Annotated in this window: 16 protein-coding genes; 11 read left to right on the top strand and 5 right to left on the bottom strand. The window is 42.8% G+C overall.

The features are described from left to right. The first annotated feature begins 32 nt into the window (after positions 1-32). The 8 genes from PHEP_RS17400 to PHEP_RS17365 all read left to right on the top strand — a co-directional run bounded on the left by PHEP_RS17400 (position 33) and on the right by PHEP_RS17365 (position 13,716). Positions 33-3,143, top strand: a complete 3,111-nt coding sequence (locus PHEP_RS17400) for a SusC/RagA family TonB-linked outer membrane protein (protein WP_015809297.1) — start codon at positions 33-35, stop codon at positions 3,141-3,143. 20 nt (positions 3,144-3,163) lie between these two features. Then, entirely contained in the window at positions 3,164-4,723 is a 1,560-nt protein-coding gene (locus PHEP_RS17395) for a RagB/SusD family nutrient uptake outer membrane protein (RefSeq protein ID WP_015809296.1), read from the top strand. 36 nt (positions 4,724-4,759) lie between these two features. Next, complete coding sequence (locus PHEP_RS17390) at positions 4,760-5,218, top strand: hypothetical protein (protein WP_015809295.1); 459 nt, start codon at positions 4,760-4,762, stop codon at positions 5,216-5,218. 1 nt (position 5,219) lies between these two features. Continuing rightward, on the top strand, positions 5,220-6,704 hold the full coding sequence (locus PHEP_RS17385; RefSeq protein WP_015809294.1) for a glycoside hydrolase family protein: 1,485 nt from the start codon (positions 5,220-5,222) through the stop codon (positions 6,702-6,704). Between the two features lies 1 nt (position 6,705). Continuing rightward, complete coding sequence (gene rhaM, locus PHEP_RS17380; RefSeq protein WP_015809293.1) at positions 6,706-7,020, top strand: L-rhamnose mutarotase; 315 nt, start codon at positions 6,706-6,708, stop codon at positions 7,018-7,020. Between the two features lie 50 nt (positions 7,021-7,070). Beyond that, on the top strand, positions 7,071-10,034 hold the full coding sequence (locus PHEP_RS17375) for a glycosyl hydrolase (protein WP_015809292.1): 2,964 nt from the start codon (positions 7,071-7,073) through the stop codon (positions 10,032-10,034). Between the two features lie 159 nt (positions 10,035-10,193). Continuing rightward, complete coding sequence (locus PHEP_RS17370; RefSeq protein WP_015809290.1) at positions 10,194-12,098, top strand: ulvan lysase-like protein; 1,905 nt, start codon at positions 10,194-10,196, stop codon at positions 12,096-12,098. 10 nt (positions 12,099-12,108) lie between these two features. Then, positions 12,109-13,716, top strand: coding sequence for a sulfatase (locus PHEP_RS17365; protein ID WP_015809289.1), 1,608 nt, complete (start codon positions 12,109-12,111; stop codon positions 13,714-13,716). Positions 13,717-13,791: 75 nt separating this feature from the next. Here the strand turns inward: PHEP_RS17365 and PHEP_RS17360 are convergent, their stop codons facing one another. The 3 genes from PHEP_RS17360 to PHEP_RS22375 are packed head-to-tail and all read right to left on the bottom strand — an operon-like array spanning position 13,792 to position 18,463. Further along, entirely contained in the window at positions 13,792-15,372 is a 1,581-nt protein-coding gene (locus PHEP_RS17360; protein ID WP_015809288.1) for a SusD/RagB family nutrient-binding outer membrane lipoprotein, read from the bottom strand. A gap of 21 nt (positions 15,373-15,393) precedes the next feature. Further along, entirely contained in the window at positions 15,394-18,243 is a 2,850-nt protein-coding gene (locus tag PHEP_RS17355; RefSeq protein ID WP_238326512.1) for a SusC/RagA family TonB-linked outer membrane protein, read from the bottom strand. After that, the gene (locus PHEP_RS22375) at positions 18,185-18,463 is read right to left on the bottom strand and encodes a carboxypeptidase-like regulatory domain-containing protein (protein WP_238326494.1); all 279 of its coding nucleotides are present in this window, start codon (positions 18,461-18,463) and stop codon (positions 18,185-18,187) included. Before PHEP_RS22375 ends, PHEP_RS17355 begins: the two co-directional genes overlap by 59 nt. A 261-nt stretch (positions 18,464-18,724) precedes the next feature. Between PHEP_RS22375 and PHEP_RS17350 the strand changes: the two genes are divergently transcribed. The 3 genes from PHEP_RS17350 (at position 18,725) to PHEP_RS17340 (ending at position 20,634) form a co-directional block, all read left to right on the top strand. Then, the gene (locus tag PHEP_RS17350; protein WP_143715769.1) at positions 18,725-19,315 is read left to right on the top strand and encodes a hypothetical protein; all 591 of its coding nucleotides are present in this window, start codon (positions 18,725-18,727) and stop codon (positions 19,313-19,315) included. 68 nt (positions 19,316-19,383) lie between these two features. After that, entirely contained in the window at positions 19,384-19,881 is a 498-nt protein-coding gene (locus PHEP_RS17345) for a cupin domain-containing protein (protein WP_015809286.1), read from the top strand. Positions 19,882-19,899: 18 nt separating this feature from the next. Further along, positions 19,900-20,634, top strand: a complete 735-nt coding sequence (locus tag PHEP_RS17340; protein ID WP_015809285.1) for an acyl-CoA desaturase — start codon at positions 19,900-19,902, stop codon at positions 20,632-20,634. 65 nt (positions 20,635-20,699) lie between these two features. Here the strand turns inward: PHEP_RS17340 and PHEP_RS17335 are convergent, their stop codons facing one another. Beyond that, the gene (locus PHEP_RS17335; protein WP_015809284.1) at positions 20,700-21,122 is read right to left on the bottom strand and encodes an SH3 domain-containing protein; all 423 of its coding nucleotides are present in this window, start codon (positions 21,120-21,122) and stop codon (positions 20,700-20,702) included. A gap of 17 nt (positions 21,123-21,139) precedes the next feature. Next, on the bottom strand, positions 21,140-21,637 hold the full coding sequence (locus tag PHEP_RS17330) for a BON domain-containing protein (protein ID WP_015809283.1): 498 nt from the start codon (positions 21,635-21,637) through the stop codon (positions 21,140-21,142). Between the last annotated feature and the right edge of the window lie 12 nt (positions 21,638-21,649).

Raw genomic sequence — 21,649 nt, 5'->3', positions numbered from 1 at the left:
GGGATAATTTAGGTTTACCAAGTATAAAAATTATGAGAAAACACTTTTACAAAACGTGGTATAGTTACAAACCATGCAGTTTAATTTTAACGCTGCTCCTGTTTGCAAATTTTGCTTTTTCGCAGGATAAGACAGGATTGATCAAAGGAAAGATAACTGATGATTCTGGGCCTTTGCCGGCGGCATCGGTTTTGGTAAAAGGACCTAAAAACGGAACAACTGCTGATGCGCAGGGTAATTTTAGCATCAGGGTTGCAGAAGGCACTTATACACTTACTGCCTCGTACATTGGTTATACTTCAGCAGATCAGGTGAATGTTAAAGTAACAGCCGGCAAAGAAACGGTGGTTAATTTTAAACTGTCGTCAAATGTACAGCTGCAGGAAGTTCAGGTAAGTTATGGTAAGCAAAGGGCCAGAGAGATTACCGGTTCTGTTGCACAGGTAGATGCCTCTACTTTGCAGGACATGCCGGTAAACCAGTTTGCACAGCAGCTGGCCGGTAAGGTTGCGGGGGTGCAGGTGGCCCAGACCAGCGGACAGCCAGGCCGGGGAATGTCCTTCCGTATCCGTGGGGCTACTTCAACCAAGGCCGATAATCAGCCTTTGTTTGTGGTAGACGGGATGCCGGTTACAGGGAGTATCAACAACATTAATCCTGCAGAGATCGAATCTTTCTCTATCTTAAAAGATGCTTCTGCCACGGCTTTGTATGGCTCGCGCGCAGCAAACGGGGTTATCCTGATCACTACCAAACATGCCAAATCTGGTGATGCCAAGATCGAGTTCAATGCCAATTATGGTGTGCAGAAGATCCCGGAAAACCGGGTTCCCCAAATGATGAATGCCCGGGAATTCGCTACTTATATGAAAAACAGGTACGAGGACCAGAAAATATATGTGCCTACATTTGTTCCGCCAGCGGATCAGGTAGCTGCTTATGGCAATCCTGAGCAATATGGCGAAGGTACCAACTGGTTTAAACTGATGACCAGGACAGCGCCCATACAGGATTATAATGTAAGTTTTCAGTCGGCCCGCGAAAAATCTTCTTCTACGGTTATTGCAGGGTATCTGGAACAGCAGGGAGTACTGATCAATACTTCAACCAAACTGTACTCTTTACGTTATAATGCAGACCTTTCTTTAAGCAATAATAAATTAAAGATAGGGGTTAACGTAGCACCAAGTTATCGACTGGACCACAACAACAGGGTAAGTACCGATGGTGTTGGCGGATGGTTTGAGAACGGTATGGAGGCCAGTCCGTTGGAAACTCCTTATAACGCCGATGGTTCTTTAAAAAGATTTGTAAAATCGCCGGGTATGGTAGATTACATCAACCCGGTAGCCAGGTTTCTAGGTACCAAAGACGATTATATCACTACCCGGATACTGGGAAATGCTTATTTAAACTATGAATTTTTACAGGGCTTAAGCTTAAAAACGAATTTTGGTGTAGATAAAGGTTTTGAAACCCGCAACAATTTTATATCAGGAGTAATTGCACCAACACAAGGAGTACCTACTGCTATCAACCAATCTTTTGATAACGGATCGTACACAGCGGAAGCAAACCTGGTATACAATAAAACCTTTGGGACCGATCATCACATTGAGGCCCTGGGTGGATATTCCGTACAGCAGTACAGGGGATATAGTGCGACCATCAACGGTACCAATTTTCCAAGTGACGATATCCAGTATCTTTCTGCTGCTACCAGCATTACATCGGCTACAAGTGGTTTAAGTGAATATTCCCTGATGTCGACTATTGGCCGGTTAAATTATAATTATAAGGGTAAATACCTTTTGTCTGGAGCCATACGCCGTGATGGTTCATCAAGGTTTGGGGCAAATAAAAGGTATGGTACTTTCCCTTCTGTATCGGCAGGTTGGGTAATGAGTGATGAAAATTTTATGAAGGGCTTTAATTTTGTAGATCTGTTTAAGATACGTGCAAGTTATGGTATTGTAGGAAACAATGCATTCGGAAATTACGAAGCGCTGGCCACTATGGGGCAATCCAATTATATTTTAAATGGCGCATTGGCTTCCGGGCAGGCCATTACCCGTTTAGAGAATGCTGAGCTTGCCTGGGAACGCAACAAACAGTTTGATGTGGGCTTTGATCTTTCTGTTTTAAAGAACCGGGTAAGTATCACTTATGATTATTACCATAAGGTTTCGGACGGACTGATCCAGGACAGGCCTATTCCATGGGCATCCGGCTTCAGGTCGATCTTATTTAATGTTGGGGAGATTGAATTCTGGGGGCATGAGTTTTCTGTAAATTCCGAGAATTTAACGGGTAAATTAAAATGGAACTCCAATTTTAACATCTCATTTGATAGGAACATCATCAACAACCTGGTAGCACCTGGCTTTGTAAGAAGAAATACCGGTGTATCTTCCGATTACTTTCGCCAGCAGATTGGTCACCGCTTAGGTGAGTTTTATGGCTTTGTGTTCCAGGGCCTCTACACGGCTGCTGAAATAGCAGATCCTACAGTAGCCAAGTACAGGAATTCTGCCGAAGGTACCTTGAAAATGAAAGACATCAGCGGACCAAATGGTGTTCCGGATGGCATCATCTCTGATGAATACGACCGTACTTTTATCGGCGACCCGACCCCTGATTTCAATTTTGGGTTTACCAACAATTTTACCTACAAAAACTTCGACCTTAACATTACTATGGCCGGCTCTGTTGGTGGCAAGTTGCTGAATGCGGCCAAATGGGCTTATGCAACCAATTTGGACGGTTCGAGGGTGATGCTGAAAGCTGCTGCAGACCACTGGAGATCGGCAGATAACCCCGGTTCAGGAATTTATCCTACAACCCGATATAGTACAACAGATATGGGGCGTCAGGTGAACAGCCAGTGGGTAGAGAGCGGATCTTATCTGGCAGCAAAAAACATTTCACTGGGCTACCGTTTCAATATGAAAGGTAAAACGCTGCTCCAGAATTTCAGGGTTTATGCATCTGTACAACAGGCTTTTGTAATAACAGGCTATAGTGGGATGAACCCGGAGATCAGCTTTGACGGCACCGATGCTTTTAAAGGAATCGGGGTAGATGAAAATGGCTATCCGGTTCCAAGAACATTTTCAATCGGTATTTCAACAACATTCAGATAGTTCATTTTAGCATAAAAGACATGAAAAAGATATATATCATAATCGCTATACTTGCTGTTACAGCTACCGCCTGTAAACAAAGCCTGTTAGACCTGGCTCCGGAAGACCAGTATACCTCTGCTACATTTTTTAAAACTGAAGCGCAGTTCAGACAAGCCGTTGCCGGGGCTTATGTACCGCTGCGTGATGTGATGACCAACGACTTCCATTCCGCAGAGATGCGCTCCGATAATACCCATTACCAGCCTTTTGCAACCAACCGTGGGGCAGCTTATGTAAACCGTGAAAATATTGACGATTTTGAAAACCTGCCCGGCAATACTTATGTGTTGGCTTTATGGGAACACTGTTACAGGGTAATTTCGAGGGCCAATATTGTGATCGACCGTTTGGCGGGTTTTGAAATGGCTGAAGCGGCTAAGAATAGTATTGATGGGCAGGCGAAGTTTTTACGTGCATGGGGTTATTTTAAGCTGGTAAGGCAGTTTGGTGGAGTTCCATTATACCTGAAAGAACTAAAGACTGCTGATGATGCTTTTGTAAGCCGTTCTACAGAGGCTGAAGTGTATGCGCAGATCATTGCTGATGCATCTGATGCGATAAAGGAACTTCCGAACCCAACATTTGCCAGCAATAAACAAGCTGGTGAGGCCACCAAAGGTGCTGCGACTGTATTGCTGGCCGATGTATATGTGACCTTAAAAAGATGGAAAGATGCAGAAGACTTGTTGGTTACATTACAGCCGATGGGCTATGCGCTGGAGGTTAATTATGCCGATGCGTTTTTACCATCAAAAAAGAACGGCAGGGAATCTATTTTTGAGGTTCAATACTTAGAAGGTACAGCTGCCGGAACTGCACCTAATGCTATACCTTTTATGTTTTTACCAAGAACTACCTCTACTGCCGTGATTACCGGTACCGCTTTTCCGTCGAACAATAAGACTGATGGGGGTTGGAATACCCCTACGCCAGACCTGATCAGCGCTTATGAGCCGGGCGACAAGCGCCTGGATGCTTCAATCGGGATCATTGAAGGCGCATATAATGGAAGTGATGAATTTGTGTATGCGAGTAAAAAAGACATCACTACAGCTACCCCTCCGGCAGCAGGCAAAATAAACCTGCCTTACGTTAAGAAATTTATCCATCCTCCTTTTTTGGCAGCGCTGAATTCCAATGACAACTGGCCAATTTACCGCTATGCGGAAGCTTTATTATTGCTGGCAGAAGCCCGTAATGAGCAAAACAAAGCTACGGCACTGGGACCTTTGAACGAAGTAAGGACCAGGGCTTTTGGGGCTGGTTTAGGTCAGATCTCGACTACCGACCAGACCGCTCTGCGCGCCATTATTTTAAAAGAACGTCGTACCGAACTTGCTTTTGAAAATAAAAGATGGCATGATCTGGTAAGATCGGGAAATGCAGTACAGATCATGAATGCACATGGAATAGCCATAAAGGCTGCGTTTCCATGGCATACGGCAAGCAGTTATAATGTTACTGCAAATAAATTATTGTTCCCGATCCCATCATCGGAAAGAGAATTTAACCCTGCCTTAACACAGAATCCTTTGTAACGAACCAATATAAATTAACCTTTTAAACTAAAAAACATGAAGAATTATCAGACACTTAAAAAAGCATTGTGGGCACTTTTGTTTACAGTAGTCTTATTCAGTTTCAACGATGTATCGGCACAGGTATATGCCAGACTGGAAAGAGAAAATCCCAGTGGCGGAACTGATTATCCGGGAGGATGGCAGCGGCATGAATGGAGTGGGTATGATTATTACATGCGTTTTTACAGCAATTCTGCCTGTACGGTTCCGTTGGTACTAACTTCAGATGTACATTGCGGGATATCCTGGATTGCTTATTACGATGAGGCCTTAAATTATGGCGGTACATTTATCAGCGAGGCCACAGAGGGCACCGGACAAACAGAAATTTATTTAGGCTTTATTTTAACGTATGATTTGTGGTATGACAGTTATAACACAGGCTGGGGGCTTCAGAATGCTTTTGGGGGAGGCTTTGCTGATGGGGTGACCTATGTTGGGATAAAAAATTGAAATGTATAAAAAGCTTAAACGTACCTGTTGTATGGCCATAGTGGTCATGGTACTTATACCTTTTAAAAAGCTTGCCGCACAGGAAAAACCAATTTCTATAAACTGGAACAATACCATTGCGGTTTCTAAAACCACACCTACACTGCAGGTAGTATATAACCCCATGTTGCGTGCAAATTCACCAATTCATAAAGCTACTTTTGAGGCTTTAAAAAACATGGGTGCCAATTATGTGCGTTATGTACCCTGGTTTCCCTACCCTAAAGCAGCGGTTGTTGAACTGAAGGCCCCAACTGCTACTGAAACCTTCTGGGATTTTCAATATGCTGACCCTGCTGTGATCGATTTTATGGAAGCCACGAAGGGACATCCGGCTGTAATAAATTTTAGTACTATACCAGTATGGATGTTCAAAACGGCTAAACCTGTTGAGCACCCTGATGATCCCGATTTACCTTTCTGGGAATATAATCAGGGCAAAGAACTGCGTGATACAACCTGCAAGGAGGTTGCAGATTATTTTGCAAGAGTTTTTAGCTGGTATACCAGGGGTGGTTTTACCGATGAACTTGGCAAATTTCACAAATCTGGACACCACTATAAATTTCCTTACTGGGAAGTATTAAATGAACCGGATCTGGAGCATCGGATGTCGCCCCAGCTGTATACCAAAATTTATGATGCAGTTGTTAATGAGCTCAAAAAGATCGCTCCGGAAACAAAATTTGTAGGAATCTCTGTTGCACACGAAACGGATCCGCAGTGGTTTGAGTTTTTCCTTAATCCTGCCAACCATAAATCCGGCGTGCCTCTTGATGGCATTTCCTATCATTTTTATGGCCGCCCGGCCTCTATAGACCAGCAGATCGACAGCTATCAATATTCTTTTTTTGACCAGGCCAATGGTTTTTTGGACCGTGTAAGGTATATAGAGAATATCCGTAAACGCCTTGCCCCAAATACATTTACGCAGATCAACGAAATCGGAAATATTCTGCAGAACAGGGATTATAAGGGTGTGATACCTGATGGATACTGGAACCTGTCGGGCGCCATGTTTGCCTATCTGTATGTAGAGCTTAGCAAAATAGGTATTGATGTAGCCGGTGAATCGCAACTTGTGGGTTATCCTACGCAGTTTCCTGATGTATCGATGATGAACTGGAAAAACGGAAAACCTAACGCAAGATACTGGGTGCTGAAACTGTTGAAAGATAATTTTGGTCCAGGTGATAAGTTGGTTGCGGCGAATTCCTATAGTCCTGATGTGGTTGCACAGGCATTTATAACCGCAAGCGGTAAAAAACTGTTGCTCATCAACAAAACAAATAAAGTGGTTAACCTTAAAGTCACCGGGATGGAAGGTGCTAAACTGCAGACCGTAGACGTTTCGACAGGGGACAATCCTATTGCAGAAGGTGAAATAAAGGGCAACGCCTTCCTGGTAAAACCCTTTTCTGTTACCATTATTAAAATAAAAGATTAAAATGGAAAGGATAGCCTTTAAAATGACCTTGCTTGAGGGCCATGTTGACGAGTATAAGAGAAGACATCAGGAAATATGGCCCGAAATACCCGCTTTGTTAAAACAAGCGGGTATTTCAGCGTATTCTATTTATTTGGATGAGCAGACAAATACACTTTTTGCCACGTTAAAGCTAACCGACAGCGCACAGCTCGATTGGCTTTCACAGCAACAGCAGATGCGTGAATGGTGGAAATATATGAGTGATATTACCCTGAGTGATGCAGAGGGAGTTCCTGTTCTGACTACTTTAAACGAACTGTTCCATCTGGCCTGATCTTACAATTAATTAAAAATAATATAATTGAACCCTCAACCTAACCATATATGCCGAACCTGAACCGAAGAAAATTTATACAGATCAGCTCCCTGGTTGCAGCAAATATGGCTGTATTTAGCTTAAACAGTAAAGCCAGCATTTTTGATGAAAAACTGACTGAAGAAGAACTGACTTTAAAGCTCCTGAAAGCTGGGTTTACGAACCCGCCCGATAGTGCTAAAGCCTCTTGTTACTGGTGGTGGTTTAACAGCCTGGTAGATGAGGAAGGGATTAGTTTGGACCTTGCTGAATTTAAAGCAAAAGGTATGGGCGGCGTATTGCTGATCAACTCGATCAGCGGGTTTGGCAGTGGCCCGATCCCTGAAGGCCCGAAATTTTTATCGGATGAGTGGCGTTCACTTTTTAGGCATGCTTTAAAAGAGGCCGACAGGCATGGCATTGAGGTAGGGGTAAACCTGAGCACTGGTTGGGCAATGGGGGGCGCCTGGATTAAACCGGAAGATTCAGGGAGGTGGTTGCTGCAGGCCAAAACAAGGCTGAGCGGTCCGGCCCGTTTTTCCGGAAAACTCCCTTTGCCCGGTAGCAGGGATGGTTATGACAATGCCAAACAGCTTTTTATAAAAGATTATATTGACCTGCCGATGGAACAGCTGGATTACAGGGATACTTCGGTAGTGGCTTATAAGGAAATTCCGGGTGCACTGTCGTTAAAAGATGGCGACCGTGCCAGATCATTTGCAGCAAAAAGCAACCGGCTCGATGCAAGCAGCCATGCGGAAGCCGCAGAGGTAATGGAGCCGACTTTGTTGCCATGGACGGCCTCGGCTGATGATAAGCCTGTTTCTTCTTCGGATGTGATAGACCTGACTTCGAAGGTAACGACAGACGGGCAGCTGGAATGGGATGTGCCAGAAGGGAACTGGATCTTGATCAGGACGGGGCATCGGATGACCGGCGCGCGTACTGCCTATGCATTGCCTGAAGCGGCAGGGCTGGAGATCGACTGGCTGGATAAGAAAGGGGTAGAGCGGCAGTTTGAACATCTGGGCAATATCCTGCTGAAAGAAGCAGGGGAGTTTAAAGGCAAATCGCTGAAGTATTTTCATGACGATAGTTTTGAAGATGGCTTTCCGAACTGGACATCAGAATTTTTAAAACATTTTAAAGGGTACCGTGGCTATGATGCCACGCCTTACCTGCCTGTTTTTGCAGGTGTGGTAATAGACAGTGCGGAAATATCTGAACGCTTTTTATACGATTACCGGAAAACGGTAGCAGATTGTATGGCCGATGGGCATTATAAACGTTTTGCAGAACTATGTCATGAAAATGGCTTGCAGGTACAAAGCGAGGCTGGTGGGCCCAGCTGGTCAGGTACGATGTGTATGGATGCGCTTAAAAATCTTGGTCGCATGGATTTGCCGATGGGCGAATTCTGGCAGGGTAAAACATTTGTACAGCATGACCAGAACCAGGTAGGAAAGCTGGTGGCTTCGGCAGCTCATATTTATGGCAAAAAAAAGGTTTCAGCTGAAGCGCTTACTTCATTTAAGCCGCATTGGAGTGATTCGCCCGAAAGCCTGAAGCCGGTGGCCGACCGTGCTTTCTGCGAAGGTATAAACCGTTTTGTGATCCATACTTCAACCGCTACACGTCCACGCGACGGCAAACCCGGATATGAATATGGTGCAGGCACACATTTTAACAGGAACATCACCTGGTGGGAAAAAGCAGGTTCTTTTCTGGATTATGTGAACCGCTGTCAGTATTTGTTACAGTCGGGCCTTTTTGTGGCCGATGTGCTTTATTACAATGGCGACTGGGCACCAAACCTGGTAGCACCCAAACGTACCGACCCGGCTTTAGGGAAAGGCTACGACTATGATGTATGCAATGAGGAGGTGCTGCTAACCAGACTGAGTGTAAAAAACAAACGGATCGTATTGCCCGATGGCATGAGCTATGCGCTTATGGTATTACCTGAAGTAAGTTTTATGCCCTTACCTGTAGCCAAAAAAATCAGGGAACTGGTAAAGGCCGGGGCTACCATTATTGGCCCTAAACCGGTAAAAGATCCGGGTTTAAAAAACTATCCGCAATGCGACCAGGAACTGGATCAAATAGCTGAGGAGATTTGGGGTTCTGCTGCGGTGATTACGGGCCAGACTGTCCGTGCTGTTTTATTGAACAAAGGCATAGTTCCAGATTTTGAATATACAGGTGAAGCCAATTACATTGATTTTATTCACCGTACTACAAAAGACGCGGAGATATATTTCCTGGCCAATCGTAAAGAAGCTGCTGCTAAAACTACCTGTACGTTCAGGGTGAGTACAGGTTACCACCCCCAGCTGTGGGATGCTGTAAGTGGGCGCATCTTGCCCATGCCGGTATATAAAGCAGCTAAGGGCAGGATTGCAATCGAATTTGATTTTCTACCACACCACTCCATATTTGTGATCTTTGTGAAATCGGCCAGGCCTGTTTTAAAGCCAGCTGATGAATGGCTGTTCCAGGGCAGATTGGGTTTAGCGCTCTTACAGGAAATCAAGGGCACTTGGGAAGTAAGTTTTGACCCCAAATGGGGCGGGCCTGAAAGGGTAACCTTTAATAGTTTACAGGACTGGAGCAAAAGTGAGGATGAGCGGATCAGGTATTATTCGGGAAAGGCCATATACAGAAAACAGTTTGACCTGGATATGCCATTGGCGAAAGGAAAACAATTATTTCTGGATCTGGGGGTAGTTAAAAATATTGCCAGTGTAAAGCTGAACGGTAAAGACCCGGGAACCATATGGACTGCGCCCTGGATGGTGGACATCAGCGGAGCACTTAAAACTTCGGGTAACCAGCTGGAAATAGAAATCATCAACCTTTGGCCGAACCGTTTGATCGGGGATGCTGCATTGCCCATTGAAAAACGGTTGACAAACACCAATATCATCTTTAAAAAAGAAGATAAACTGTTATCTTCAGGTTTGCTTGGCCCGGTCAGCATTCAGGTCCGCTAGTTGATTGGCCATTTTCTGCTTGTGCTGGTATCTGAAAATAAAATTTATTGCATCAAATTCAAAAGTATTTGAACCAAAACTGAAACTCATTTAAGCAGGATTCTTATAAATTCGCTTTGATATGTCAAGATGTCAAGTGAATTTATAAAGTAATTGAATATGAGTTTGAGGATAAACAACAATGCAAAGATAATTTTTGTCATTTTATTTTTATTGATTACTTCAGGTAATTTACATGCGCAAAAGGACCCTTATCAAACTACATTACAGTCTTTATGTGATGTATTACTTACCACGCAGATCAACGGACCAACTGATCCAAACTTTGGTGCCCTGGTTTGTCCCTCACTAAATCCGGAAAACCACCCCATACACTCGCGTGCAGCAGAGGCCGTATATCCTTTTGCAATTGCCTATAAGCTTACCAAGGAAGTCCGATATCGTGATGCAGCTATTAAATTGGGCAACTGGCTGATAAAAATCCAACAAACCGAAGGCAAAAACACAGGGGGCTGGAGTGAAAGCTGGCCCGATCCGGAACAAAAAGGCTGGCATGGAACAACCACCGATCAATTGATCTCACTGGCTGGTGCATATGCTATTTTGAAACCCTGGCTTAGTGCTGCCGAAATTGAAAAATGGAACCAATCCATGAGTATGGCTGCTGATTATATTGTTGCAACCTTTCCCATTGGAAATATCAATTATAATCCCACTGGCGCTGCCACTTTATTGTACACCTACAAAGTTGCCAGTAAGCCCAAACAGCGCTGGTTGATAAAGGCCGATTCCTTAATGCATACCAGCACTTTAAACTACGTTACCGCTGATAATTTTTTGAGCGGTGAGGGCAAGGGCGTAGATGAAGGATACAATATGGCCCAAAGCATCGGTTATATTGCACTTTATGCCATTTTGAAAAACGATTTGCAGATTAAACAAATTGCCGCCAATTTACTTAAAACACATGCACTATTTGTATATCCCAATGGATCTATTGATAACTCGTGGGGTACACGATCGTTCAAATGGAATTATGAAAGCGGAACAAAAACTGCTCCTGGCGTATATTTCAGTTTCGCTTTGCTGGCCGATATGGACCCGGAATTTGGAGCTGCAGGATTAAAATGCCTGGACTATTTAAATACAAGGGCGATGCAGGATGGCTGGATTGGTTATGGTCCGCATGCCGCAGAACATGCCAGCAGTTCTCCACCCTGCAATTATTCTACTTTTGCCAGAGCCCAGAGTATTGCATTGGCCATTGAATATGGGCCAAAAACAAAAATACAGGCTAAATCCCCCTCGTCCAGTCAAGACCACAACTGGTATAAATTTTTCCCGGACATGAAAGTAGCTGTTATCCGTACTGCTAAAATGATGGCTACGGTATCTGCTTATGGAGAAATAAGAAGGTACCCACGCGAATCTGTATGCCGGGGTGGCAGCATTACAAACCTGTGGTACGATGGATTTGGTACAAATGGTTTTATGCAATCTTCATCTTCTTCATCGTACCAGAGGATTGAAGAGTTACATATGCCTATTGAAAAGGACCTGTTGTCATTAACACCGAGGGTTGGGTTTACAAAGGACACCACTTACTACTCCAATATATTTGAGGCAGATGCCAGAATGAATGTATTGAAGGAATCTGATCATGTTAAAGTAGTAGCTGCTGGTTATATGCAAACGATTAAAGGCGTAAAATCTAATACCAGCTACAATTTAACACAAGGGTTTTATGAGGGGTATCTCACAAAAGAGTTTACAGTTACGGGAGAAAGTCAAAAATATAGCATTGTTGAGCCTATTGTAAAAGATAAAGGGACTACTTTTAAGCTGAAAAACGACAGTACCGTAGTGATAAAAACAGCTGCTTCAGATGCTGAATGGGAATTAAGCGTGATAAGCAGCACCATTCCCTATAAAATAACACTTGGCGCAAATGCAGACAAATACTGGTCTCCATTTCCAGGGGTAAATGCTTATCCGGTTGTGATCAGTTTCAACACGGTTTCAGCTGCACCTCAAACTTTAAAAATATTTCTTGGTAAAAAATAACAGCACAATTATGATTTTAAGAACTCAGACCATTCAGATCATCTCTTTTTTAGGGCTGGTTACCATGGGTTTTCAGGTACTTGCTCAAAAGCAGGAGAAGCCAAACGTATTGTTTATCGCTGTTGATGACCTGAAGCCTATTTTAGGTTGTTATGGCGATCGGTTGATTAAAACACCCAATATAGACCGGTTGGCAAAAATGGGTACGGTTTTTAAAAGCAACTATTGCCAGCAGGCAGTTTGCGGTCCAACCAGAGCGAGTATCATGACCGGAATGCGCCCTGATATAACCAAAGTATGGGATTTGAAAACAAAGATGAGGGATATGAATCCTGATATTCTGACCATCCCGCAATACTTTGCCAGTCAGGGATACTCCACGCAGGCTATCGGTAAGATATATGATCCAAGATGTGTGGATGAGGATTTAGATAAACCAAGCTGGACCGTTCCACATTACAGAACAGATAAAAAATATTATGCTGCCTCTACCGGACAGCCTGTTTTAAATTATTATCAGGGAAAAGAGATTAAATCACTGGTTGAAAAACGCAGGGCTGAGGCTAAAGGAAAGATCATAACCGATCAGGAATTGTTGGCTACGATCAAACCATCGGTAGAATGTGTGGATGTACCCGATCAGGCATATATTGACGGAGCCAACATCCTGCAGGCAAAGGATATTTTAACAACACTCCAAAAGAAAAGCCAACCCTTCTTTTTTGCCGTAGGCTTTGCCAAACCTCATTTGCCCTTTAATGCACCGAAGAAATACTGGGACCTGTATCAGCGGGAGGATATGCCGGTTGCAGCGTTTCAGGAAAAATCTAAAAATGCAGTGGATGTAGCTTACCACAATTCGGGGGAACTCAGGGCTTATTCAGATATTCCGGATTTATTATCTTTTACTGATCAGAAAAGCTATGGGCTAACTTTACCCATAGCTAAACAAAAAGAACTGATACATGGATACTATGCAGCGGTTTCTTATGTAGATGCACAGGTAGGCATCTTATTAAATGCCCTGGACTCACTGGGTTTAAGTAAAAACACGGTCATTGTACTTTGGGGCGACCACGGATGGCATTTAGGCGATCATAACCTTTGGTGCAAACATTCCGATTTTGAACAGGCCACCCGTAGCCCTTTGATCTTTTCAGCTCCAGGTATTAAATCCTCCGCCACTACTTCCCTTTCAGAATTTGTAGATGTTTTTCCTACGCTTTGCAATTTAGCCGGTATTCCGGTGCCCCAGCATTTAGAGGGTACCAGTCTGGTTCCATTGATGCGAAATCCTGCCTCTTCGATAAAGGAATTTGCGATCAGCCAGTATCCCCGAAGTTCAAATGCTGTGGAAACACAACGAATGACAGACGCTTCAGCGAAGGTTATGGGTTATTCACTTCGCACAAAAAGATATCGTTACACGATATGGATGGAGAATTTCAGGAGTAACCAGGCATTTAAGGCTACCGCTGTTGTTGGTGATGAATTGTATGATTATCAGAAGGACCCGCTTGAAAAAATAAATGTAGTGAAGGATAGAAATTATGCACTGATCGCCAAAAGTTTAAAGGATAAAATGATCAGGTATTTTCATAGTAAAGAAAAGCCGTAAAAGCTATAAAGCGAAAAAGAGCCTGATCATAATTATGATCAGGCTCTTTTTATTATAGATGTACTGGTCTGAATGTTAAGGATTCCACCATAACCTGGTCGTCACTTTATCTGGGCCACCTAGCTTACTAAGTCCCGATGCCAAGCCACCGGCATTGGCAGAGGCTTCGATAGGAGGATAGGTGAGTCTTTTAACACTGCCTGGGTCATTAGCCGGTGCATCTGTATTGTCAGAGTTTAAGCGGGGATATAATCTGGGGAAACCTGTTCTTCTTACTTCTGCCCAGGCCTCTAGTCCATATGGATAAAGTGCCAGCCATTTTTGAGTACCAATCTGTTCCCGTTGTACTGCTTCAGTGCTGCCAAAAGCAACCGGACTGCCCGCCATTGCAGGTGTATTGTAAATGTCTCCCAGGGCTGCTGGTGTGCTTGTGCCGGATTTGTAAGTATTAATGATCGTAGGATCTGTTACGCCCCATTGTGCCATGGAAGCATCAATGCCTTGCTGATAATAGCTTTGTGCTGTACCTGTTCCTGCAGTCCAGTTGTTCAGCTTAGCCTCGGCTAATAAAAATAAGGTTTCTGATGCGGTAAAAATTGTATATGGCGTTACACCACGGTTAGCGAAACCAAATGAAGAATTGATATTGCTATTGTTGGCAACGTTGTTTTGTGCAATACCAATTTGCACTTGCGACAATCCATTTCTGATACCTTTGTAAGCCCCTGTGCTGGTTGGGTCAAAAAACTTTTGCAAACGGGGGTCGTTATAGCCTTTTAATACACTTTCCATAGCAGCACTCATACGGAACTCGCTAAAATTTGAAATGGAAGCCGTAAGATGTGGAGTGGTTAAGCTCGTCTTCATCAGCGCATTATCTGCGTTAGTAGTGATCATCCCGCCAGCAGCGGCAATAGCAGCTTCTGCCTGTTGACGGGCCAGATCAGGTGCCTTTTTAGATACCCGCATAGCGGCCCTCAGCCAAAGTGAATTACAGAATTTAGTCCATTTCTTTACGTCACCACCATAAATCAGATCACCTTTTTCGAAATATCTGGTAGTACCGCTATAGGCCGATAAGGTAGCATTGGCTTCTTTCAGCAATTTAAAGAAATCTTTATAAATGTCTTCCTGGCTATCGTACAATACTTCGGTGCTGCCGTTACCTGCCTGAGTGTAAGGGATGGCACCCCAGTTATCTGTTACAGGCATAAACATAAACACTTTCCATACTTTGGCAATCGCGTATTTTATAGGGTCCTGAAGTGCGCCTCCATCCTTGGTTTGTTCCATTACCACACTGAGCTGGGCATTGGCATTGCTATAAAAATGCGTCCATCCATCATTAAGCCAGTTACCTACCATCACATTTCTGTCCGATTCGGCAGATTGTGAGGTGTTGGAGAAATATTGAGCTTGTGCATCTGAATAACGGTTTGCAAACCGCTGGAAAGGGGTAGCGCCGGCATTAGTTGTATTGGGGCCAAATGTGCCGCGATATTGCGCTGCAGAAAATATGTACTCGAGTGTTGCATTGTCAATGGTTGAAATTTTGGTGCCATCTGTATTTAACTCCTCGAAATTTTTGGTGCAGGAGCTTAAAGTTCCTGTAATCATTAAAAAACATAATATATGTTTGATGTTGAATGTTTTCATTTTATATAGTTTAAAAGACGGTTAAAAAGTAAGATTTAGCGATACACCGAATGAGCGTGTGGTTGGCGGAGAAAAAGCTTCGATACCTACAGTGGCATTTCCACTTCCAATTACCTGCTCAGGATCAAAACCATCGGCACGGTTCAGCAAAAAGAACAGGTTACGCCCTGTTACCGAAATACTTGCCGACTGGAAAGGTTTGCCATTTAAAAGTTTGCCACTCAGGTTATAGCCCAATACAAACTCTCTTAAACGGATGTTAGATGCATCGTAGGTGAAAACCTCGCCGGCAGGTGTGTTTCTTCCTCCCACTTTTTTCCAGTACTGCTCTGCAGTAATCTGTTTGTTATTTTTGCTGCCATCCGCAAATACACCATCAAATATAAAGCCATCGCGGTTTTCAGCGGTTTTTGCGGCTACACCATCTGCATAGATATTGGCATTGGTAAATGAGGATACCACACCACCCATACGGGCACTGATGACAAAGCTGGTGAAAAAGTTTTTGTACGAAAACCTGTTGATCACGCTACCCATCCAATCGGGGCGGGTATTACCTACATATACGTCCTGGGCGCCGCTAATTACAGGAAGACCATTTGCATCTACAATAATTTGCCCATTTGCATTGCGCACATAGCCACGGCTATACAATTCGCCAAAAGGTTTGCCTTTTACTATTTTAACTGTGTTCATGAAATCGCCCCCGGTGGTCAGTAAAAACTCATTCAGGGTAGGAGATATCTCTAATACTTTATTGTTGTTTTTAGCGTAGTTAACAGCTATGTCCCATTTAAAATCTTTGGATTTTACTGGCGTACCATTTAAGGTAAGCTCTATACCATCGTTTTTAATGTTACCGGCATTGATGTATTGGCCGGCCCAGCCAGAACCTGCTGGTAGTGTTATGGCCAGCAATTGATTTTTAGAGTTGCTGTTGTACCAGGTGAAATCCAGTCCCAAACGGTTGTTTAAAAATTTGGTTTCTAAACCAAATTCCTGGGCCGTAGTTAATTCGGGTTTTAGTCCAGGTATTGGTTTGTTGGCATCCCGGCCAATGGTAACACTGTTACCACCCTGAAATGAAGTGTAGGTTTGGCTCAGGTTATAAGGGTCAGCATCGTTACCTGTTTGGGCAAAAGAGCCCCGTAATTTCACAAAGCTGATAAGGTCAGGCAGTTTGAACATTTCAGAAATAAGGGCACTAAGACCTACCGATGGGAAAAAGTAACTGTTGTTTTCTTTTGGCAGAGTTGATGACCAATCGTTTCTGCCTGTAGCAGTTAAGGTTAAATAATTTTTATAGCTCAGATCGGCTGTTGCATAAAGTGCCTGTTTTTCTTTCTGATAAATACTTCTGGTTGGGGTTGAACCATTGGTATTGCCTACTGTAAATAAATTTTCAATGATCAGACTATTGTTTCTGATCCCTGTAGTGACAATGTTGTTTTTTTGGATATTGCCACCAAAATTGGCACTTAAAGTAAAATCAGGCGAGAGGGTCTTGTTGTAAGAGAATAGAAAATCGTGGTTGATCTCTCTTACATCTCTTGTGCTCAACTGGTAATTGCCTGATGGTGCAATAATATAGGTGTCGTTATACCATTTAAATTCTCCATTATCTGTATATCTGTCTATACCAGAACGCAGCATCACGCTTAACGATGGTAAAATTTTATAGGTTAATGCCGCAAAGCCGGTTAATCTGTTCCTTTCCTCATCAGCAAGGTTGCGGTTTTTTGCCCAATATGGATTGGCGGCAGCTGTAGCACCCGGGTTCCAGTAGTTTTGGCGCAAAAAGCCTGAACCAGTAACATAATCATAATTCAACAGATCTTCCGGGGCTATATTAATTGGTACGCGGTAAATGCTAAAGTTGGGGTTGTCGCTACTGCCACCAACGGCTGGGCGGTTTGCGATATCCTGGTTCAGGTAGGTCGCTTTGATATCCGCAGTAAACCGTTCCCCAAGTTTTCCGCTGGCCCTTAAGTTAAAATTATGCCGCTTCAATTTGTTGTTGTCTACAATACCTGTTGCATCGGTATTGGTATAAGAGAAATAAACCTGTGCCTGCTCTGTGCCAGCATTTAAAGCAATGCTGTTTACCAGGTTGGTTCCATTGGTATAAAAATCTCTATAATTATTTGGGTGAGCAACATAGGCATTAGTTTTTCCGGCATCGGCGGGGTCTTTACTCCAGGTTGGTACCATTCTCCCGTCAAGTTTTGGTCCCCAGCTTTGTTCGCCCGACGCACTGAAAATTCCTGAAGCACCCTGACCGTATTCGGTTTGGAATTTCTGTAAAAAAACAGGTTTTTCTATTTGCAGGCCACCTGTATAGCTGATGCCTACGCCTTTACGTTGTTTGCCTTTTTTTGTGGTAATGATAATTGCCCCGTTAGAAGCCCTGCTTCCGTATAAGGCCGTAGCTGAAGCACCTTTTAAAACGTTGATGGATTCGATATCATCTGGATTGATGCTTGATGCGCCATCTCCTGCATCTCTGCCGTCATTAACCCGGGTTGCCTGGGCACCGGAATTGTCAATAGGTACACCATCTACCACCATCAGCGCCTGGTTATTGCCACTGATAGAACGGTCGCCACGTAAAGTTATTCTTGACGAGCCACCTAAACCTGATGAGGAGCGGACCACATCAAGCCCTGCTACCTTTCCTGAAAGGGAGTTCACTACGTTCAATTCCCTCGCTTTGGTGAGTTCCTCGGTACTTACCGTTTGGGTAGAATATACCAGGGTTTTCTTTTCTTTAGTAATACCTAATGCAGTAACTACTACTTCATTCAATGCTTTGCTATCGCTGATCAATACAACATGTAAAGTGCTGCCATTCACTTGTTTTTCTTGTTGTATATAACCGAATATAAGAAAATACCAGTGTTGCGGTGGAGGGTGCGTTAATAGAAAATTTACCGTTTGGATCAGTTGTCGTAACGGTTTTGGTGTTTTTTACGGTTACTGTAACACCCGGTAATGGCAGCTGCATCTCATCTGCAACGGTGCCTTTAACCTGGGCCAGCGCAATTGCAGAAATACAGCAAAGTCCAAATAGTAAGAATAGTTTTCTTTTCATAACTTAAATAGTTTGGTTAGAGAAACAAACCTATTCATCGCCATGCGTTTAAAGTTTAGGTTTTGGTTTTTTTGATTTAAGTTTTGGGCACTTAAATTATATTTTAGCAAGTCTCGGAACTTCTGTGGCGTGAAAAAACATCTGGCTGATTATAGACTGCCATTGGGCAGAAAGTAAGATTTTACTGTTTCTTGTGGTATTGTTTTGAAAATGTCACAGGATGTATTTAACTTCAATCCAATTATTAACAGAAAGAAGAATTTGGAAGACACGATAAAAGGTTTGGTACCTCATGTATTGAGTTTCATTGTGAGTGAATATTGCAAGTATGGTTTTTTACTGGCTTATGAAAAGGATTTATCTGATTTGAAAGGCTTGATTGAACCGGATTCTATTGCAGCTGAAGATTTTGAATTGCTGGAGGCTGTAGACGATGAGGTTGTGCAGCTGCTGCTGAATTCGATAGATAAGGTGATCAACTGCTCTAAAACTTTTTTCATGATCAATAACCTGGATGAGTTTGAGGTGATGGAGAATGAAGAATACAATCAACTGGCCTCTGATAATTATTACATTTATATTATTGACTGGGAAAACAAGGATTATAATGATGTATTGATTAATTTAAATGCAGTTTATTTTACGATAGCCAGGTTGCTATACCATACTGCAAGTCAGTTAAGGCTTAAAGAAATTGAACTTCCTGATGAATTTTATGATGATGAGTTTCTGGACAAATATTCGGATTTGCTGGACCATAAGGTGATTGCAAATGATAAGAATGTGGCTTTACTATATGACCTGATTGCAGATCTGAATGCCGACCTGCTGGATATTGACCGTTTATCTTAATTTTTTTCAATTGTATTCATGAATGCTTAAGCATTTTATCTAAGTTTGAGGATTATAAATACCAAAAAATGTCAGATCAGAAAAAAGAAATATTCGACAGTGTAGCACAGCGTTTAAAAATTGAGGGTTTTAATGTGGTTAACCGCGATGAGACCCGTCCCTGGGGTGGTTTTTTTGTAATCGATGAAGAACAGGCACAACAGTTTGCCAATGTATATTTTGACAAGCTAAATGTTGACGATTTAAAAATTTCAGGTAAACTGAGCCCTAAAATATTAATTGTTGCCCCAAATACCAGGCTTTCGTGGCAGTACCATCACCGTCGTGCAGAAATCTGGAGGGTGGTGAACGGAACTGTAGGGGTAAGTACCAGCGATACAGATGAGCAGGGCCCCGTGCAGCAACTTGCACCAGGACAAACCATTAAATTAAAACAAGGAGAACGTCATCGTTTAATTGGGTTGGACGATTGGGGTATCGTTTCGGAAATATGGCAGCATACTGACCCTGAAAACCCCTCGGACGAAAATGATATTGTAAGGGTTCAGGATGATTTTGGCAGGTAATATTCGTTAATATCCTATATGATAATTTTATTATTTTTTCTCTTACACTGGTTTCTTTCCCTCTTTTCCCAAACCTTTTTTCTGCATCGGTATGCTTCGCATAAGATGTTTAAAATGAATACTTTTTGGGAGAAGTTTTTTTATATCATCACTTTTTTATCACAGGGCTCTTCTTTTTTGAATCCACGTGCTTATGCCATTCTACACCGGATGCATCACGCGTTCAGTGATACAGAAAAAGACCCTCACTCCCCTCATTTTGTAAAAGATGTTTGGGGAATGATGATTCAGACCAAGAACATTTACCTCAATTATTCGAAGTACAATGTGGAGCCTGAAGAACAGTTCAGGGATAAATATCCATCCTGGCCATTGATTGATAAGATAGGTGATTCCTGGATTACAAGGATCATTTTTATCAGTTTTTATATATGGTTCTATGTTGTTTTTGCTACTTCATGGTGGATGTTTTTACTGCTTCCTATCCATTTTTTAATGGGCCCGATACATGGTGCTATTGTAAACTGGTGCGGACATAAATATGGTTATTCCAATCATGACAATGATGATCATAGTAAAAATTCACTGCCATTTGACTTTTTGATGCTTGGAGAGTTGTTTCAGAACAATCACCATAAAAAACCAAACAGCCCTAATTTTGCTTCACGCTGGTTTGAATTTGACCCTACTTATCCTGTTATGAAACTGATGCACTGGATGCGGATCATAAAAATCAGAAAAACAGACCATTAGATTTTAACATAAAAAAGCAGTGCAATTTTTGAAAGCACTGCTTTTTTATATTAATTCCGGACTTGCTATCCCAACGGAGTTAAATACTGTGTATAGGAATAGCCTTCTTCGCCCTGGTCGGTTTTAATTTGCCACCATTGGTCGTTAGCCTTACTTACAAGTGTTACAACTTCATTTCTGGCTGCCTTCCCAACAATATCATCGTTTGTACTTGGTCCTTTGCGGATGTTTAAATTAGAGCTGTTGGTGGTTACCTTTAATTTGCTACCTTCTGTTACCCCGGCAACGCTGTTGATGTTCATAACCAGGTCGCCAGATGCATAATTTGGATCCAGGCGTTCATAAGTATCCCATAGCTGTTGTTTTACAGTACCGCTGGTTGCTCCATCAATATAGAGTACCCCATCCTGTTCACGTACATTTAAGTTGCTGACACCGGCAGTTGTGGCGGTGTCTATCAGTTCTTTATATTTATCTTGTAAAGCCATTTTTTGTTCCTCCTCAATTATTTGATAACCAGTTGGGTATTGTCTACTTTTTTAGGTTTTAAGGCCTGCAGTGCCATCATAAGTTTCTGGAGACTGGCTTTCTGGATTTCTCCTTTTAGGGTAATTACACCTGCTGATACCGTTGCGTTAACAGTTGGGAAATCTTTGGTCGCATCTTTAACAGCTGCAGTAAGTGGATCGTCCATGGCAATCGCTACAGGAGCTGCAGGTCTTACAGTAAGATTGTTTACCACTGATTTTACGCCCATAATGGTGGCCGCAGTCTTGCCAAGATCTTCTTTTGCGGCCTCATTTGTCACTTCTCCGCTAAGCGTAGCCACGCCATTATCAACGGCCACTGTAGTACCTGAAGCATCTGGTTTTGCCTGTATTGCAGTTTCAATAGCGGCCTTAACATCTGCATCTTTTGGTTTGCTTTTGCAGCTGGTAAAGGCTGTACCCGCAATGGCGATTACCATTACGGCCATCATTAATTTGTTCATTAAGTTTTTCATAGATATGTATTT

Origin of the sequence: Pedobacter heparinus DSM 2366 (assembly GCF_000023825.1) — a bacterium.
Taxonomy (GTDB): Bacteria; Bacteroidota; Bacteroidia; order Sphingobacteriales; family Sphingobacteriaceae; genus Pedobacter; species Pedobacter heparinus.
The sequence above is the reverse complement of the archived record's forward strand: the minus strand, read 5'-3'. Positions and strand labels throughout refer to the sequence as shown.

Excerpts from the sequence above, each read along its gene's own strand:
- PHEP_RS17400 (WP_015809297.1), top strand. The coding sequence starts at position 33 with ATGAGAAAACACTTTTACAAAACGTGGTATAGTTACAAACCATGCAGT.
- PHEP_RS17395 (WP_015809296.1), top strand. The coding sequence starts at position 3,164 with ATGAAAAAGATATATATCATAATCGCTATACTTGCTGTTACAGCTACC.
- PHEP_RS17390 (WP_015809295.1), top strand. The coding sequence starts at position 4,760 with ATGAAGAATTATCAGACACTTAAAAAAGCATTGTGGGCACTTTTGTTT.
- PHEP_RS17385 (WP_015809294.1), top strand. The coding sequence starts at position 5,220 with ATGTATAAAAAGCTTAAACGTACCTGTTGTATGGCCATAGTGGTCATG.
- rhaM (WP_015809293.1), top strand. The coding sequence starts at position 6,706 with ATGGAAAGGATAGCCTTTAAAATGACCTTGCTTGAGGGCCATGTTGAC.
- PHEP_RS17375 (WP_015809292.1), top strand. The coding sequence starts at position 7,071 with ATGCCGAACCTGAACCGAAGAAAATTTATACAGATCAGCTCCCTGGTT.
- PHEP_RS17370 (WP_015809290.1), top strand. The coding sequence starts at position 10,194 with ATGAGTTTGAGGATAAACAACAATGCAAAGATAATTTTTGTCATTTTA.
- PHEP_RS17365 (WP_015809289.1), top strand. The coding sequence starts at position 12,109 with ATGATTTTAAGAACTCAGACCATTCAGATCATCTCTTTTTTAGGGCTG.
- PHEP_RS17360 (WP_015809288.1), bottom strand. The coding sequence starts at position 15,372 with ATGAAAACATTCAACATCAAACATATATTATGTTTTTTAATGATTACA.
- PHEP_RS22375 (WP_238326494.1), bottom strand. The coding sequence starts at position 18,463 with ATGAAAAGAAAACTATTCTTACTATTTGGACTTTGCTGTATTTCTGCA.
- PHEP_RS17345 (WP_015809286.1), top strand. The coding sequence starts at position 19,384 with ATGTCAGATCAGAAAAAAGAAATATTCGACAGTGTAGCACAGCGTTTA.
- PHEP_RS17340 (WP_015809285.1), top strand. The coding sequence starts at position 19,900 with ATGATAATTTTATTATTTTTTCTCTTACACTGGTTTCTTTCCCTCTTT.
- PHEP_RS17335 (WP_015809284.1), bottom strand. The coding sequence starts at position 21,122 with ATGGCTTTACAAGATAAATATAAAGAACTGATAGACACCGCCACAACT.
- PHEP_RS17330 (WP_015809283.1), bottom strand. The coding sequence starts at position 21,637 with ATGAAAAACTTAATGAACAAATTAATGATGGCCGTAATGGTAATCGCC.